The organism is Mucilaginibacter pocheonensis (genome assembly GCF_031456535.1).
Classification (GTDB): Bacteria; Bacteroidota; Bacteroidia; order Sphingobacteriales; family Sphingobacteriaceae; genus Mucilaginibacter; species Mucilaginibacter pocheonensis.
This window is the reverse complement of sequence record NZ_JAVDUU010000002.1, coordinates 977,368-992,177: the sequence shown is the minus strand read 5'-3', so window position 1 is coordinate 992,177 and position 14,810 is coordinate 977,368. Positions and strand designations below refer to the sequence as shown.

Below are 14,810 nucleotides of genomic sequence, written 5' to 3'. Positions count from 1 at the left end.
TGTTGAACTTAGTTAGTTGAGATTGAGAGTTAATTCGAATACACAGGCGTTCAACCTGAATAATGTTGATCCTGAAGATATGGGTGATGTTCTTATAAAAATTGAAAGATCCTTTAATATCCGTTTAGACGATACATCATGTAAAGATGTAAAAAACTTCGGCAAGCTTTGCGATATTGTTGTTGAAAAGGTAAAACAAACCAATAACGATAGTTGTACCACGCAACACGCATTTTATAAAATACGCAATGCCATAAACTCCACAGTTTCGCCTCCTAAAGAACTCATAAAACCCCAAACTAAATTGTCTGATATTTTTCCGCGCGATACCCGTTTACAGGTGATTGCTGAGATTGAAAAAGAAATGGGCTTTAAAATTAACCTTTTACAGCCCAAACAAGGCGTAGTAGGTGTATTTGTATTTATCCTGGCGACCTCGGTGGCGGGTTTCTTTTTTCAGCCTGCAATGGCTTTTGTGGGATTGATAACAGCTGTTACCGGACTAATGCTTGCCGGAAAGTTTGGCAAAGAACTAAAAGTGAAAACACTTGGCGATTTGGCCGAAAAAGTTGCAAGGGAGCACTATTTCAAATGCAAACGCGATGCGGCTACTGTTAACCGCAATGAAATATCTCAAAAGATAAAGGAGCTTTTTACGAGCGACCTGTATCTGGAGCCATCGGTACTAACCCGCGATGCTAAGTTTTAAGTAACACCAACACATAATAGTTATAAAAGAAAACCACCTGTATATACAACAGGTGGTTTTCTTTTATACCCCCGGCATCCAAACAATTGTAAATGACGATTATGGCATGAGCACTCCCGCCATATCCCCTCCACCATTCCCCACTTACTACTCAACCACTCACCATTCAACACTCACTACTCACCACACACACCACTCACCTTTTTATTACCTTTGCGGTTATGATCGATGTTATATTGAACAAGGGTAAAGAGAAAGCCGTACTACAGAGGCACCCCTGGGTATTTTCGGGGGCTATTGAAAAAGTTAAAGGAAAACCTGTTAACGGCGATGTAGTACGCCTGCTTAACTCAAAGGGCGATTTTATGGCCTATGGTTTTTATAACGATCAATCGAGGGTGGCACTGCGCCTCCTGGAATGGGACGAAAACACCCTTATCAATGATGATTGGTTTCGGAATAAACTGGCCACCGCAGTTAAAAGTCGCGCCGATGTACTGGAGAACGGCACCAATACCTGCCGACTGGTTTTTAGCGAGGCTGATTACCTGCCCGGTTTAATTATTGATAAGTATGCGGGGCATCTGGCCGTTCAGGTGCTTACTTCGGGTATGGAGCGGATGATGCCGGTAATTATTGATGAACTTCAAAAGCTATTAAAGCCACAAAGCATATCAGATAAAAGCGATGCCGCATCGCGCGCGCATGAGGGGATGACCCCAACGGAGAATAAGGTACTGGCCGGTAACCCGCCGCCCGAAATTGTGGAAGTGCTGGAGAATGACATTGTGTATGGCATCAATATCACCGAAGGGCAAAAATCGGGCTTTTACTGCGACCAGCGTGATAACCGGCGGGTACTGGCGTCATATACCAAAGGGAAAAAAGTGCTCGACTGCTTTTGTTATACCGGCGGTTTTACGCTGAATAGCTTAAAAAACGGCGCGGCCTCCGTAACCAGTGTTGACAGCTCTGCGCTGGCCATTGAAACTTTGCTGGAAAACATCCAGCTTAATAAACTGGATGCAGCTAAACATACAGCCATAAAATCAGACGTGAATGTGCAGCTGCGCAAATTCAGGGAGGAGGGCGAAAAGTTCGACGTTATTGTTCTTGACCCGCCTAAATACGCGCCCTCGCGCTCGGCATTAACCCGCGCTTCCAGGGCTTATAAAGACCTTAACCGTTTGGGTATGCTTTTACTGAATGAAGGCGGCTTGCTTGCAACTTACTCCTGCTCCGGGGCTATGGATATGGAAACCTTTAAACAGGTAATAGCCTGGGCCGCGCTTGATGCCGGTAAACAGGTGCAATTCATCTATCAGTTCCATCAGCCCGAAGATCACCCCATAAGGGCATCGTTTCCAGAAGGTGAATATTTAAAAGGCCTGCTTTGTAGGGTATTTTAAAGCGCCCTTGGGCTTTGGGGAGTAAGGACTTTGGAAACATGGAGACAAGATTTTTAGTCCCTGGAAATCATACTGAATTTATTTCGGCATCCTACGTATAACTGGAGTGTCATGCCAATTGCTGCTTTAGATTTAAGGCCCGGCCAATGTGCGATTCCCTCCCTCGGGAGGGGAAGGGAGGGGTTTATTCTTGATATACTGCATAAACCCCTCCCTGCTACTGCACAATCCATCGCGCCCCTCCCGGGGGGAGGGAATTTAAGTTGCCTATCTTATTTTTTTGTCTTTATTATTTTATCCGTGGGTCTTTCTCCTTTTTTGCTTTCATTTTTAAATTCAGCATTTCAACCAGTATGGAAAATGCCATGGCAAAATAGATGTAACCCTTGGGGATGTGTTGTTCAAATGCTTCGGCCAGGAGCGAGATACCGATCAGCAATAAGAAAGAAAGTGCCAGCATTTTTACGGTTGGATGCTTATTAACAAATGAGGCTACCCCGTTTGATGCCCACATCATAATGCCTACCGCTATCACTACTGCCAGTATCATGATCTCTACGTGGTTGGCCATGCCCACCGCGGTGATCACCGAATCGAGCGAGAAAACAATGTCAAGCAGCATGATCTGGATAATGGTGCCCCAAAAGCTATGACGCTTTATATTTTCATCGCTTTCTTCGTCGCCTTCAATCTTATGATGTATTTCTATAGTGCTTTTATATATCAGGAACAGTCCGCCAATGATCAGGATAAGGTCACGGCCGGATATGGCTAATTTTTCGACCCAGCCGGCATCAGTTACATTAAAAAGATGGCCCAGATTAAACAGGGGAGCAGTAAGCGTCATTACCCAACTGATAGACAGCAGCAGTAATACACGGGTTATCATAGCCATAGCCAGGCCAATCCTGCGCCCTTTTGACTGCTGCTTTGCGGGGAGCTTATCAGCCAAAATAGATATAAAGATCACATTGTCAATCCCCAAAACTATTTCTAACAGGGTAAGTGTAACCAGGGATATCCATGATTCGGCATTTGCAAATATTTCCATAGGGTTAAAATTTGTAACGCCCTAAAATAATAAAACCTCTGCCGTAAATGGCAGAGGTTGGCAAATTAATGCTATGTATAGTTTTTAATCAAAGCTTACGCTGCCATAACTGGTATTAATAGTTATGGTTTTATCGGTGCCGCCCTTGCCCAAATGCCCTTTATAGTTTTTAGTAGGGTTATATCCCCGTTCGCCGTCGGCAGGAGTTTTGCTGGTAATATTAACGTCATGGCCGCCATAATTAAAACTGCCATACCGCACGGTTACATCAAAGTCGGCATTTTGATCATTGCTGATACCCAATTTTACGCTTGAGTAAGAGGCGTTTACCGCCAGGTTCCTTACATTTTTATCCACATCGCCAATATTTAAGGCGCCGCTGAATTTTACGTTGATGTTTCCCGAGGTAGTGATCCGGCCAATTTTTGCAGAACCATAGCTAATATCAGCATTAAGCTTATTGCATTCACCAAGGTTCAGGCTGCCATAAGCTACATCCAGGTCGCTGCCGTTAAGCGTGCCGATGGTGGCGCTCCCATATTTTACGGTGATCTGGTTGCCGGGGTTACTTAAGGCTTTAGCCACAAGGCTGCCATAGGAGTTATTGATGTTTAGCTTACCTTCCAGGTCGGGCAGGTTGGTGCTGCCGTACTTATTGCTGATGTTCAAAGGGTTTTTGGCAGGCATATACACGGTGTAATTCACCTCAATTTTACGAATGTTGTTATGTTTGCCCCCAAATAACGACCAGGAGTTATCATTGTCATTATTATTGGTATTAAAGTTGGTTTTAAATGAAACACCAGCCCCGTCTTTACTATCCCTGATGGTTACATTGTCTAATAATTTTTGTGCTTTGTCATCATCGTTTGCGCCCACCTTTATTTGTACATCAACCTTTACTTCGTTTTTTGTCCAGGTATTTACGGTTATTTTTCCAAAGCGGTTGTCAAGGTTTATTACATCGTTGCCATCAACCGGGTAACTTTTGCTGTAGTTTTTAATTTTTTCAACCCCATCATCGCCGTTTTCATCGTTATCGGTGTAATTGTAGCTAAAGTTTGTATCAAAATCCTTAAATCCATAAGCGATCTGCGGTGCAATATCAGTGCTGAAGTTATAGACGAAATTTGTTACACTATCATTAAGCTCATAGGTGAAGTTTTTCAGGCTGTCCAGCTTAAGCATCTTTTTATTCATGAGCTTAAACTGCTTGTCAAAATTCTTGATATTCATTTTCATCTGATAGTTGAATTTTGGCATTTTGATTTTGCTCATTTTCACCTGCATATCCTTCATTTTAAGCTGCATGTCCTTCATTTTTAATTGAAATTGCATTTTTAACGGAGGTAAATTTTGCAGCGGGGCTAACTGGAGCTGAACGGGCGGGACCGGAGGTGCCGGAGGCGCGGCAGGTGCCTCCTGGGCAAAATTGGCTGTGCTTATAGCTAATACGATTGCCAAAGCCAGCAGTGATGGTTTAAATATTTTTGGTTTCATTGGTTTGACCTTTTTTCATTTGATTGAATTGTTCTATCACACTTAATTGCTGATTAAGCACCTCGGTTTGTATTTGCAAGTTCCGGATCATTGCACGTAAAACGCGTTCCTGGTTAGGGCTGGTGGCTAAATCACTATTGAGCTTTTTATAGGTAGAATCCATTTTAGCTATTTCGGCGCTAAATTCCTTATACAGCTGCGGGTCTGTCTTGGCAACTGATCTTAGTTCGGTAAGTTTGGTTTCAACAAGCGATGCATAGTGCGATTGCTGTTTTGCATATTCGGGATTAATAGCAGCCAGGTCAATTCCTTTTGTTCCTTTTTGGCTTTGCAGGTAAATACCGAAACCTATTCCCATCACTATTATTACCGATGCCGCGACCCGAAGCACGAAAGCAAGAGAAAAAGTTTTTGTTTCCGGCTTTTTTGGCAGTTCCTCCTGAAGCGACAAGCTTTGCTCTATTTTGCTCCACAGATCTGCCGATGGTTCAACCTCGTCAAACTCTTCCCTGTTATTTTTAATGAAATCTTCAAATCGCTTGCTCATAGTTCTGTTCCTTTCCTTTTTAAAATTTCCATTAATTTTCTTTTAGCTCTCAAAAACTGCGTTCTTGAAGTGTTTTCTGATATATTCAATATTTGACTTATTTCTTCATGATCATAACCTTCAAGCAGGTAAAGCGATAGTACAACCCGGTAACCATCGGGCAGTTGTTTCATGCCCTCTTTGATCATAGCCACCTGGTACTGTATCTCCTCCTCGTCGGCACTTTCCTCGTCAGGTATATTCTCTAAATGATCGCCATCCAGTTCTATCAGCTCCAGCTTGCGCTTGCGCAGCATGTTTATGGAGCGGTTAATCACTATTTGTTTAAGCCATAACCCAAAAGTGGTTTCCTGCCTGAAATCCTTCAGCTTGTTAAAAGCGTCAAGAAAAGCTTCCTGCAAAACATCTTCAGCTTCGCCAATATTGCCCACAATCCTAAAGGCAATGTTCAGCATCGCTTTAGAATACAACCGGTACAATTCGTAACTGGCTTTCTTGCTTCCCTGTTTGCATTCAACCACCAGGTTATAATGCTTATCTACATAAATGGCTTCCAAATTTTGATCAAGCTTCACGTTAAATGACGCACCATTTTTTACAACGTTGCACCAGTGTGAAAAATAATTTATCGTGACCGCAATTTTTTGTTGAAATTGCTGTTATAAGGAGTTTTGTTTGAATAATTACCCTGATTTAGCCGAACCTTTATTGTGATGTTAAAGGGATTTGTGGCCCGCAGGTTGGTGCGATTACTTAATACGGATTAAAAAATCGTCAACAGCTTTTACCGCGCTATCATATCTTTCATTGCCGGTTCCTGATATTACAACATAATTTGCCTGCAATGCGGTAAGCTCTTTGTGCCACACATCCATAAAATGTTCACGCAAGTTGGGGAAGTTGCGTAAGGGGTCATCCTGCCACGGAAGGTCGATATTTAACAGCAGGTAAAGATCATAAGGGTGTTTGGGCAGTTCATCAAGCACCTCCTGCGGCGCTTTGCCAAACATCTGGTCGCTCCATATTTTTACGGTGATAAAAGTTGTATCGCAAATAAGCAGCTGATTAGCTTGCGGCAATAGTTCAGCTTCGAGCGCGAGCTGTCCGTAAAACATATTGATCTCATCCTGCCAGGTACAAGGTTCCGCTAGTTTTTCGCAATAACCCCGCGCATATTCAGGAACGGCTATGGTATGGTAATGAGCGGCCAGATAATCAGCCAGGGTTGATTTTCCTGTCGACTCGGGGCCAACTACCGCTATTTTGGGTATTTGTTTCATGGAGAAATTTTATGAGCGAAGACTTGACCCATCCGATCTGCGCTTCTAATAAACACGTGTTCCCGCTTCATCGCGAGGTATTAAAGCATCCTTTAAATCTCCCCCTATAAAGAAGACTTTTTACTTTAAGCCCTTCCGGGAGAGCCGGTGGAGCTTTCGTAGCCTGCAATAACGGTCTTTTTTAGTTTTCTGGTTTTGCCACCCGTGTTGGCGTATCCTTGCCAGCAACTATACTGCGCGAGCTTAATGCTATAGCCCTGATAGTTGAGGTGATATTATTAACATCAAGCGAGCTGAATTCATCTTTTACGGTGTGGTAAAGCTTGTCAATATCAATCTGATCAGTTGATATGGTATGCGCCGGCACACCTTTTTCCGCTAACGAGGCATTATCGCTGCGGTAAAAAAGGTTTTGATCGGGGTACGGATCAGGGTGGAACTTGAACGCCGTTCCCTGCAGGTTGTTTTGGAGTATGGAGCCAAAATCCGACCGGTCAAAACCCGTTATAAAAGCTGAATTTTCACCAAACTTAGAGGCTTTGCCAATCATCTCGATATTAAACATAGCCACAACCTTATCAGGATCAACCCTGGTGGCAAAATATTGGGAACCGTATTCGCCAATTTCTTCGGCAGTAAATGCTACAAATATGAGGCTACGGGCATTGTTGTTTAGTTTTTTATAATATTTAGCTAAAGATATCACCGCGGTGGTACCGGAGGCATCATCATCGGCACCGTTGGCTATGCTATCGCCATCCATAGGCTTTATAATACCTAAATGGTCATAATGGCCCGAAAAAACAACATACTCATCCGGTTTTGATTTGCCCGGGATCATACCCGCGATATTAAACAGGGGCAGTTCTTCGGTTTTTCCTTCGTAGCTCACATCAAACGACTTTACATTGTTAAACTTACCAAGCACAAACACGGCGGCCGGCTGTCCGTTGTCGGTTTTAAAACTCGCGCTGCCATTTAATACATGTTTGCGTACCCGTGCAAATATGGCCTGGAAGCCCGGATCAACCAGCACCAGTATTTTTTTGCCGCTCTTTATATAAGCCAGGTATTCCTGTATAAAGTTTTTTTCGGACCCCACCTGCACTATCTGTACATCGGCATTATTGGACCAGTTAAATGATGCACCCGCCGATGCAAAAACACTGTCGGCTCCAACGCTGGTGCCATTTATAGCAACCGTTGTTTTTATTGGGGTTGAGCGTATCATGCTAAAATTCTGACGAAAGCTACTGTTGCCGGCCAGTGGTTTCAGGCCCGCTTTTTCATATTCATGTTCAATAAATTTAGCGGCCTTTTCAATTCCCGGCGTAAACGTTGCCCGCCCCTGCATATCATCGGCCGAAAGGGTTTTAATAATACGCGTTACATCGTCCTGCCCTATGAGTTTGTTCACGTTTTGCCCAAAGCTGCTTATGGAAACAGCCAATAAGGCAATTGCGGTTAAAGATCTTTTCATGATTGATTATTTAACTTTTGATTGTAACCAGTTATTACGGAAAGCCTCTTGCTCCTTGCTTAGCTGTTTGCCCTCTTTTTCATAAGTAACCACTTCAAAATAGGGGCTTTCTTCCGTTATGATGGTTGTTTCATGTGCGCCGGTACGGTTTTTATAGTTTACGGTTATTTTGTCGCCGGGCTTTTTGCCTGTAAGTACATCAGCAAATGATTTTGGATCGGTAATGGTTTGACCATCGGCTTTTAAAATAATATCGCCGGCATCAAGTCCGGCTTTATAAACCGGCGTGCCAATCATGGTGCTTGATAGGATAGGTAAACCTTCGGCCCCGGCTGCACGCTGCTGCCCCGCGCGGCCCCGGCCCGGATTAGACGCCAGTGAGCCTACCCATGCTTTGCCCGGTTGTGCCTTACGCAATGTTAAGCCTGCTTTATTCAGCAGGTCCCGATAGTTGTTTTTGTCAATGCCATATATGAAACGTTTAAAAAAGTCGGTGGCAAACTTAGGGTTGTTGGTTACTTTAGCCAGATCGCTTTGCAGATCGGGTATGGTATAAGGTTTCATTACCTTGCCGCGGTTAAGCCACACCTGGCGCATGTAATCATCAAGTGTTAAGTTAAATTCGCTGCGCAGGCGCAGGTCAAGCGCCAGGGCTATGGCGCCACCATAGGTATAATAACTGGTAAAGGCGTTAACGTTGTTATTGGGGTCAATAGATACCCCCGCATCAGCAAACACCGAATAGCGGCTCATTTGTGTTGCGGGGTATTTGGCGGCCGCCGGCGTGTTCAGTATCTGGTTAATAAGGCCTGCCAATGTATTGGTATAATCATCAAGCGTATTAAAACCTGAGCGTGTTAAAAGCAATTCACCATAATATTGTGTAAAGCCTTCGGCAAACCAAAGTTCGCTGCTCATGTTGGCATGTTCAAAATTAAAGGGCTCCAATGATTTTGGACGAATGCGCTTTACATTCCAGCTATGAAAATACTCATGCGAGAATATACCGAGCAGATCATTTTCATTACCTGCTATCTTATTAACCGGATCAACAATGCAGGTTGAATTACGATGTTCCATGCCATCGCCCGAGGTTGTTGGATAAACATCAGTTAAAAAGGTGTATTCGCCGTAATCATAGGCGGGCAACTCGCCATAAACGGCTTTTTCTTCCAGTACCAGCTTTTGAACCATTTTGCCAAAATTATCAACCGCCGCCTGGTCATCATCTGAATGGATGGTTACATTTATTTTTTCCTTTTTACCATCGGTATTAACCACATCCCAGCTGGTTATTTTATAGTTGGAAAGCTCAGTTGGGCTATCCATCATATATTGCAGGTTAGGAGCGCTGTAAACATTTGAGCCTTCGTGTTTCAGCTGTGTAGAAACTTTCCAGTCATATTTATCAAGATCATTAAACTCGAATTTGACCGGCCTTTTGTCCTGACCAACTACCCACATAAAAGCAGCAGGCATATTCAGGTGCGCGTGGCTGGGGTCAATACTGGCGTAGGTGCCATCGGTCCAGTTGCCAAACAAGGTATAGCTTACCTTAACATTGGCCGGATGCGTGCTCACTTCGTACAGATCACCTTCTGATTGGGTAAAGGGAAGCGCGTTGCCCTCAATATCAGTTACTTTAACGTTATAAATATTTTTACCAAACTCATGTGTTGCATAACGTCCGGCAGATGAGCGGCTCATGCGTAAACGCAAAACCCCATCGGGGGCCTGGGGTATGGTCATCACTACTTCTGCTTCGTGATGGGCGGCATTTGGAAATGATACGGAATAATAAATGGCTTTTTGTGCGTCCTGCTGTGCAAAAGCGGCAGCGGCAAACAGCGTAGCAATAGTAATTATAAATATTTTTTTCATGTAACCTGATTAATAACGCTGAAATTACAATTTATCATGGAAAAATATTCTATTAAAATTGTTACCCATAACCGTTGCATTTAGGATAAAAGGCCCTGCCGGCTAATTCCCATCTTAATTATACGTACCTTTAAAGAAATTACCAAGGCCATGATCCTTTTTTCAAGAAGAAATTTACATTATACGGATTATAAATGGACTGCATACAGCCAAAACGATCCACGTGTAAATGGCAAGATCGATGGAACTGTTTTTAACAGGGATGAGGGTAACCAGGTGGTTTACCTGATCAATAAGCTGATGATACTTTGGGACTACCGTTTTGCCAACACCGGAAACAAAATGGAAAAACTGATACATGATCAACTCCCCCCCGAAATTACCCTGCAGCAAGACGTACAGCAATGGCTTAAAGCTAATCTTAAGTTTTAAGTGGGGAATGGTGAGTGGTCAGTGGCGAGTAGTGAGTAGTGAGTAGTGAATGGTTAATTATCAGCAATGGTGAGCGGTGAATGGTTAATTATCAGCAATGTATTTTTTGCAGCACTAACCGCACTCGCAACTCACTACTACTCACAACTCACCGCACTCACCACTCACCACCCTATTCCTTCCTGAACTCGTAAGCATTACGTTCAACAAAGTCGGCTACCTTAACTTTTACACCCACAACCCGGCCGTTTTGTACGTTGAACGGAAAGACAGCTTTACCGAACGCCGCATCAGAAAAAGTTACATAAAAACGATTGCCGCCTAATGGCTGTAATTTGGCAAACATGGTTGGATGATGTTCAAAACGCATTTCAAGGTCGTTGTTAGCGCCCTGGGTAACTGTCATGCTGCCATAAAGGCTGTTGGTGTACTTGCCGGTATAAGCAGTTGTTGGCAGCGTTGGGCGCAAGTTAAGCAATACGGTATCGCGCAGTTTGCGGTCGGTTTGCAGCGCTGCCGCCGCCTGTGTTTTATAATTTTTTAAATAAGCATCGCTGTAGTTGCGGTATCCGCGGCCAAAATAAGCGTCAAGTATCTCCCACCGCAATGCTTCAAAAAACATGTTTTGATCGGTATTGGTTAAAATAACAATGCCCAAATTATCCTGGGGAGACAGCGTAACTGACGACAGGTACCCGTTTACACCCCCATCATGCATAATAAGGCGGTGATTAAAATAATCCTGTATAAACCAGCCAAGGCCGTACAGCTCAAAATTATTTTCGCCGTTAAGATGGTATTGACTGCCAACAATATCCTGCGGCTCCCTTGTTGCCATAATAGCGGCCTGGGGTATCACCTGCCGGTTGCCCACCTTGCCGTTGTTTAACAAAGCAAGCACCCATTTACTCATATCGCCTGCCGATGAGCTGATGGCGCCTGCAGGAGCAAGCCCGTCAATCTGGCAATAAGGTATTGCTGTAAGCCGCCCGTCTACCAGGGTATGGGGTACGGTACGGTTTAATGATTTGGGCAGATCTTTACTTAAAGCCAGGGTATTTGTCATGCCCAGCGGAGCAAAAATGGCTTCTTTAATATATACCTCCCAGGGTTTAGTGGTTACCCGCGGAATAATTTCGCCGGCTGTTAAAAAAGCCGCGTTGGTATAACCCCATTTTGTGCGGAAAGGATAGGTGGCCTTCATTTCGCCCAGTTTTTTAATTACATCGGCCCGGGTAAGGTTGCTGTTATAAAAGGTAAAATCGCCCTGGAAAGTTTGAAAACCCAGGCGGTGGCATAACAGATCGCGCACCATAGCTTCCTGTCCGGCAAATTTATTCTCCAGTTTAAATTCAGGGATGTATTTAGTTACCTTATCGTCAAGCGATAGTTTGTTATTGGCTTGCAGCATGGCCAAAGCCGTAGCGGTAAAAGCTTTGGTGTTACTGCCTATCATAAACAGGGTGTTCACATCAACAGGGTTTGGCAATCCCAGTTCTTTAATGCCATATCCCTTCATCAAAACTATCTTGTTATCCTTTACAATACAAACGGCAATGCCCGGCACGCGCCAATTGGTAAGGGCCCGGCTTATATAAATATCCAGGCTGTCTCTTATAAACTTGGTTCGGTCGGCATGTTGTGCTTTTGTTACGGTGATAAATGAAGTGCAGATAATAAAAGATAGAAGTATTTTTTTCATTACACTGGTTGTTTGCGTGCTTGATTCTGCTAATTTAATGCAAAATTTACAGCGGCTTTACATAATTATAAAATAACGCCGCATCGTCATTAAAACACATAAGTATATGAAATTTTTCCGTTCCGGATCACTATTCCTTACTGCTGTATTACTCCTATTAGGAGGATATAAAGTAAGTGCCCAGCGACTACCCACGCATTGGACAAAAGATGGTTACCAGTATTACAAAATAACCGGCGATGGTATCAGGATATCAGATACCCGCGATACCGGCAAAAAAAATTTATGGATAAGTAAAGATATGCTTACCCCACAGGGGCAGGCTCCGCTAAGCATCAGAAGGTTCTCTGTATCGGCCGACGGCCAAAAAGTGCTTATCAACACCAATACAAAAAAAGTATGGCGCTATGATACACGGGGCGATTACTGGGTATATGATACCGGCAGCAAAAAGCTTTGGCAACTGGGCAAAAACCTGCCATCATCGTCGTTGATGTTTGCAAAATTTTCGCCCGACGGCAATAAAGCAGCTTATGTGAGCGGGCATAATATTTATGTGGAGGACCTTACCGACGGCTCCGTTAAGCAATTAACAACTGATGGCAGCACTAAACTGATCAACGGCACATTTGACTGGGCTTATGAAGAAGAATTTGGCTGTCGCGATGGTTTCCGCTGGTCGCCCGACAGCAAGGCAATAGCCTACTGGCAAATTGACGCCAGTAAAATAAAAAGCTACCTGATGCTGAACACTACCGACTCCATTTATCCTTATGTGGTACCCGTGGAGTACCCCGTTGCGGGCGAAGACCCAAGCTCCTGCAAGGTAGGGGTGGTAGATATTGGCACCGGTAAAACAAACTGGATAAATACTCCCGGCGATGCTGTGCAGCATTATATACCCCGTATGGAATGGACCTTAAACTCCAGCGAAATTATACTGGAGCAGCTGAACCGGGCGCAAACGGAGAGCCGGGTGTTTATTGGCAATGTATCAACCGGCAGCACGCGTATGGTACGCGAAGAAAAAAGCGATGCCTGGATTGATGGTAAAGAGCGCTGGAACGGGGGCGACCCGATTGGCTGGGAATGGATAAACAAAGGCAAAGACTTTTTATGGGTAAGCGAAAAAGATGGCTGGAAACACATTTACCGGGTAAGCCGCGAGGGTAAAGAAACCCTGCTAACTAAAGGCGATTATGATGTGATCAGTGTTAATTTGATCGATGAAGCATCAGGTTATATTTATTTTATGGCATCGCCGCAAAACGCTACCCAAAAGTATTTATACAAAATTAAAATTACCGGGGGTACAAAACCCGAACGTGTTTCGCCGGCCGACGAGCCCGGAACCCATAATTATGATATTTCGCCAAATGGCAAGGTAGCCCTGCATAATTTTTCAAACAGTTATACCGAGCCTGTAAGCGAAGTAGTAAGCCTTCCCGCGCATAAACACATAGGTGGTACAGTGGTAGCCCTTAATAAAGACGCTCAAAACAAAACGGAGTTTTTTAAGGTGAAAACAGCTGATGGAATTGAAATGGATGGCTGGATGAAGAAACCTACCCATTTTGATCCGCATAAAAAATACCCGGTTGTATTTATGGTGTATGGCGAACCCGCCGGGCAAACCGTTACTGATACCTGGGGAGCCGGCCGTAATGGCCTATATGCCGGCAGTATGGCCGATGATGGCTATATCTACATGTCGGTTGAAGGGCGTGGCGCACCTGCCCCCAAAGGCACGGCCTGGCGCAAGGCCATTTATAAAAAAATAGGCATCGTTAACATCCGCGACCAGGCCATGGCCGCAAAAGAAATTTTGAAATGGCCGTTTGTTGATTCAACCCGCGTGGCGGTGCATGGCTGGAGCGGCGGGGGCTCATCAACACTAAACCTCATGTTTCAATATCCCGATGTTTATAAAACAGGGGTAGCTGTAGCCGCAGTAGGCGATCAGCTAACCTATGACAATATTTACCAGGAACGCTATATGGGTGTACCAGTTGATGCCGAAGGGCGCGCCGCGTTTATTAACGGTTCGCCAATTACCTATGCCAAAAACCTGCGGGGCAACCTGCTGTACATACACGGCACCGGTGATGACAATGTGCATTATAAAAATGCGGAAGAACTGATCAACGAACTGATAAAATATAATCGTCAGTTTGAGCTGATGTCGTACCCTAACCGTACGCACAGTATTTCAGAAGGAGAAGGAACCGGCCTGCATTTAAAAACCCTGTTCACCCGGTATTTAAAAGAACATTGCCCGCCGGGCGGCAGATAGGCCTGTTAAATAACACACAGCACTAAATGCCCGTGAAAACCTCACGGGCATTTTATGTATGATTTGGTTTAAGGAAAGTTATATCAATAAGCCTGATCGTTATGGTTTGTACCGTTTGTATAATCCAGGTGGTCTTCCTGCCTGGCAATATGCTTATCATCATGCTCAAAATCACTCTTACGGCCCAGCATGGTAAAATTTTCGGCAACCACTTCGGTTGTGTACTTTTTAACTCCTTCTTTATCTTCAAATGAGCGGGTACGCAACTTACCTTCAATATAAACCAGCTTGCCTTTTTGCAAAAATTTAGCCGCCATATCGGCCAGGCCGCGCCACATTACAATGTTATGCCATTCAGTTTGTTCAACTTTACGGCCATCTTTGTTATAAGTTTCAGAAGTAGCTAATGGGAAACTGGTTACTGACACACCGCCCTCCAAACTCCTTACCTCGGGGTCTTTGCCTAAATGGCCTACAAGTATTACTTTATTAATTCCAGACATGCCATAAATTAACGGAAAATTAT

13 protein-coding genes are annotated in these 14,810 nt (G+C 44.1%); 4 read left to right on the top strand and 9 right to left on the bottom strand.

All coding sequences use genetic code 11. The features are described 5' to 3' along the window. The first annotated feature begins 22 nt into the window (after positions 1-22). Both J2W55_RS11225 and J2W55_RS11220 read left to right on the top strand, forming a co-directional pair. The gene (locus J2W55_RS11225; RefSeq protein WP_310095660.1) at positions 23-709 is read left to right on the top strand and encodes a hypothetical protein; all 687 of its coding nucleotides are present in this window, start codon (positions 23-25) and stop codon (positions 707-709) included. 221 nt (positions 710-930) lie between these two features. Continuing rightward, positions 931-2,118 (top strand): class I SAM-dependent rRNA methyltransferase, encoded by a 1,188-nt coding sequence (locus J2W55_RS11220; RefSeq protein ID WP_310095658.1) that lies wholly within the window; start codon positions 931-933, stop codon positions 2,116-2,118. 289 nt (positions 2,119-2,407) lie between these two features. Here the strand turns inward: J2W55_RS11220 and J2W55_RS11215 are convergent, their stop codons facing one another. The 7 genes from J2W55_RS11215 to J2W55_RS11185 all read right to left on the bottom strand — a co-directional run bounded on the left by J2W55_RS11215 (position 2,408) and on the right by J2W55_RS11185 (position 9,857). Then, positions 2,408-3,169: a TerC family protein gene (locus J2W55_RS11215; protein ID WP_310095656.1), complete on the bottom strand. Its 762-nt coding sequence runs from the start codon at positions 3,167-3,169 to the stop codon at positions 2,408-2,410. Positions 3,170-3,253: 84 nt separating this feature from the next. Beyond that, positions 3,254-4,669, bottom strand: coding sequence for a DUF4097 family beta strand repeat-containing protein (locus J2W55_RS11210; protein ID WP_310095654.1), 1,416 nt, complete (start codon positions 4,667-4,669; stop codon positions 3,254-3,256). Beyond that, a complete protein-coding gene (locus tag J2W55_RS11205) occupies positions 4,650-5,216 on the bottom strand; it encodes a hypothetical protein (protein WP_310095652.1) in 567 nt (188 codons plus the stop codon). The genes J2W55_RS11210 and J2W55_RS11205 overlap by 20 nt, the downstream gene beginning before the upstream one ends. After that, positions 5,213-5,791, bottom strand: a complete 579-nt coding sequence (locus J2W55_RS11200; protein ID WP_310095650.1) for an RNA polymerase sigma factor — start codon at positions 5,789-5,791, stop codon at positions 5,213-5,215. The genes J2W55_RS11205 and J2W55_RS11200 overlap by 4 nt, the downstream gene beginning before the upstream one ends. A 174-nt stretch (positions 5,792-5,965) precedes the next feature. After that, complete coding sequence (locus tag J2W55_RS11195) at positions 5,966-6,496, bottom strand: AAA family ATPase (protein ID WP_310095648.1); 531 nt, start codon at positions 6,494-6,496, stop codon at positions 5,966-5,968. A gap of 181 nt (positions 6,497-6,677) precedes the next feature. Beyond that, positions 6,678-7,976 carry a M20/M25/M40 family metallo-hydrolase gene (locus J2W55_RS11190; RefSeq protein ID WP_310095646.1) on the bottom strand — a complete coding sequence of 433 codons (1,299 nt, stop codon included), beginning with the start codon at positions 7,974-7,976 and terminating at the stop codon, positions 6,678-6,680. 6 nt (positions 7,977-7,982) lie between these two features. Then, positions 7,983-9,857, bottom strand: coding sequence for a M61 family metallopeptidase (locus J2W55_RS11185; RefSeq protein ID WP_310095645.1), 1,875 nt, complete (start codon positions 9,855-9,857; stop codon positions 7,983-7,985). A 150-nt stretch (positions 9,858-10,007) separates the two neighbouring features. Here J2W55_RS11185 and J2W55_RS11180 point away from each other — a divergent pair, with 150 nt between their 5' ends. After that, positions 10,008-10,289 (top strand): hypothetical protein, encoded by a 282-nt coding sequence (locus J2W55_RS11180; RefSeq protein ID WP_310095644.1) that lies wholly within the window; start codon positions 10,008-10,010, stop codon positions 10,287-10,289. Between the two features lie 172 nt (positions 10,290-10,461). On the opposite strand, the gene J2W55_RS11175 is transcribed toward J2W55_RS11180, so the two are convergent. Next, entirely contained in the window at positions 10,462-11,991 is a 1,530-nt protein-coding gene (locus tag J2W55_RS11175) for a serine hydrolase (protein WP_310095641.1), read from the bottom strand. A gap of 106 nt (positions 11,992-12,097) precedes the next feature. Here J2W55_RS11175 and J2W55_RS11170 point away from each other — a divergent pair, with 106 nt between their 5' ends. After that, a complete protein-coding gene (locus tag J2W55_RS11170; RefSeq protein WP_310095639.1) occupies positions 12,098-14,284 on the top strand; it encodes a S9 family peptidase in 2,187 nt (728 codons plus the stop codon). An 83-nt stretch (positions 14,285-14,367) separates the two neighbouring features. Here the strand turns inward: J2W55_RS11170 and J2W55_RS11165 are convergent, their stop codons facing one another. Then, complete coding sequence (locus J2W55_RS11165; protein ID WP_310095637.1) at positions 14,368-14,787, bottom strand: single-stranded DNA-binding protein; 420 nt, start codon at positions 14,785-14,787, stop codon at positions 14,368-14,370. Positions 14,788-14,810 lie beyond the last annotated feature (23 nt).

Excerpts from the sequence above, each read along its gene's own strand:
- J2W55_RS11220 (WP_310095658.1), top strand. The coding sequence starts at position 931 with ATGATCGATGTTATATTGAACAAGGGTAAAGAGAAAGCCGTACTACAG.
- J2W55_RS11215 (WP_310095656.1), bottom strand. The coding sequence starts at position 3,169 with ATGGAAATATTTGCAAATGCCGAATCATGGATATCCCTGGTTACACTT.
- J2W55_RS11210 (WP_310095654.1), bottom strand. The coding sequence starts at position 4,669 with ATGAAACCAAAAATATTTAAACCATCACTGCTGGCTTTGGCAATCGTA.
- J2W55_RS11205 (WP_310095652.1), bottom strand. The coding sequence starts at position 5,216 with ATGAGCAAGCGATTTGAAGATTTCATTAAAAATAACAGGGAAGAGTTT.
- J2W55_RS11195 (WP_310095648.1), bottom strand. The coding sequence starts at position 6,496 with ATGAAACAAATACCCAAAATAGCGGTAGTTGGCCCCGAGTCGACAGGA.
- J2W55_RS11190 (WP_310095646.1), bottom strand. The coding sequence starts at position 7,976 with ATGAAAAGATCTTTAACCGCAATTGCCTTATTGGCTGTTTCCATAAGC.
- J2W55_RS11185 (WP_310095645.1), bottom strand. The coding sequence starts at position 9,857 with ATGAAAAAAATATTTATAATTACTATTGCTACGCTGTTTGCCGCTGCC.
- J2W55_RS11180 (WP_310095644.1), top strand. The coding sequence starts at position 10,008 with ATGATCCTTTTTTCAAGAAGAAATTTACATTATACGGATTATAAATGG.
- J2W55_RS11175 (WP_310095641.1), bottom strand. The coding sequence starts at position 11,991 with ATGAAAAAAATACTTCTATCTTTTATTATCTGCACTTCATTTATCACC.
- J2W55_RS11170 (WP_310095639.1), top strand. The coding sequence starts at position 12,098 with ATGAAATTTTTCCGTTCCGGATCACTATTCCTTACTGCTGTATTACTC.
- J2W55_RS11165 (WP_310095637.1), bottom strand. The coding sequence starts at position 14,787 with ATGTCTGGAATTAATAAAGTAATACTTGTAGGCCATTTAGGCAAAGAC.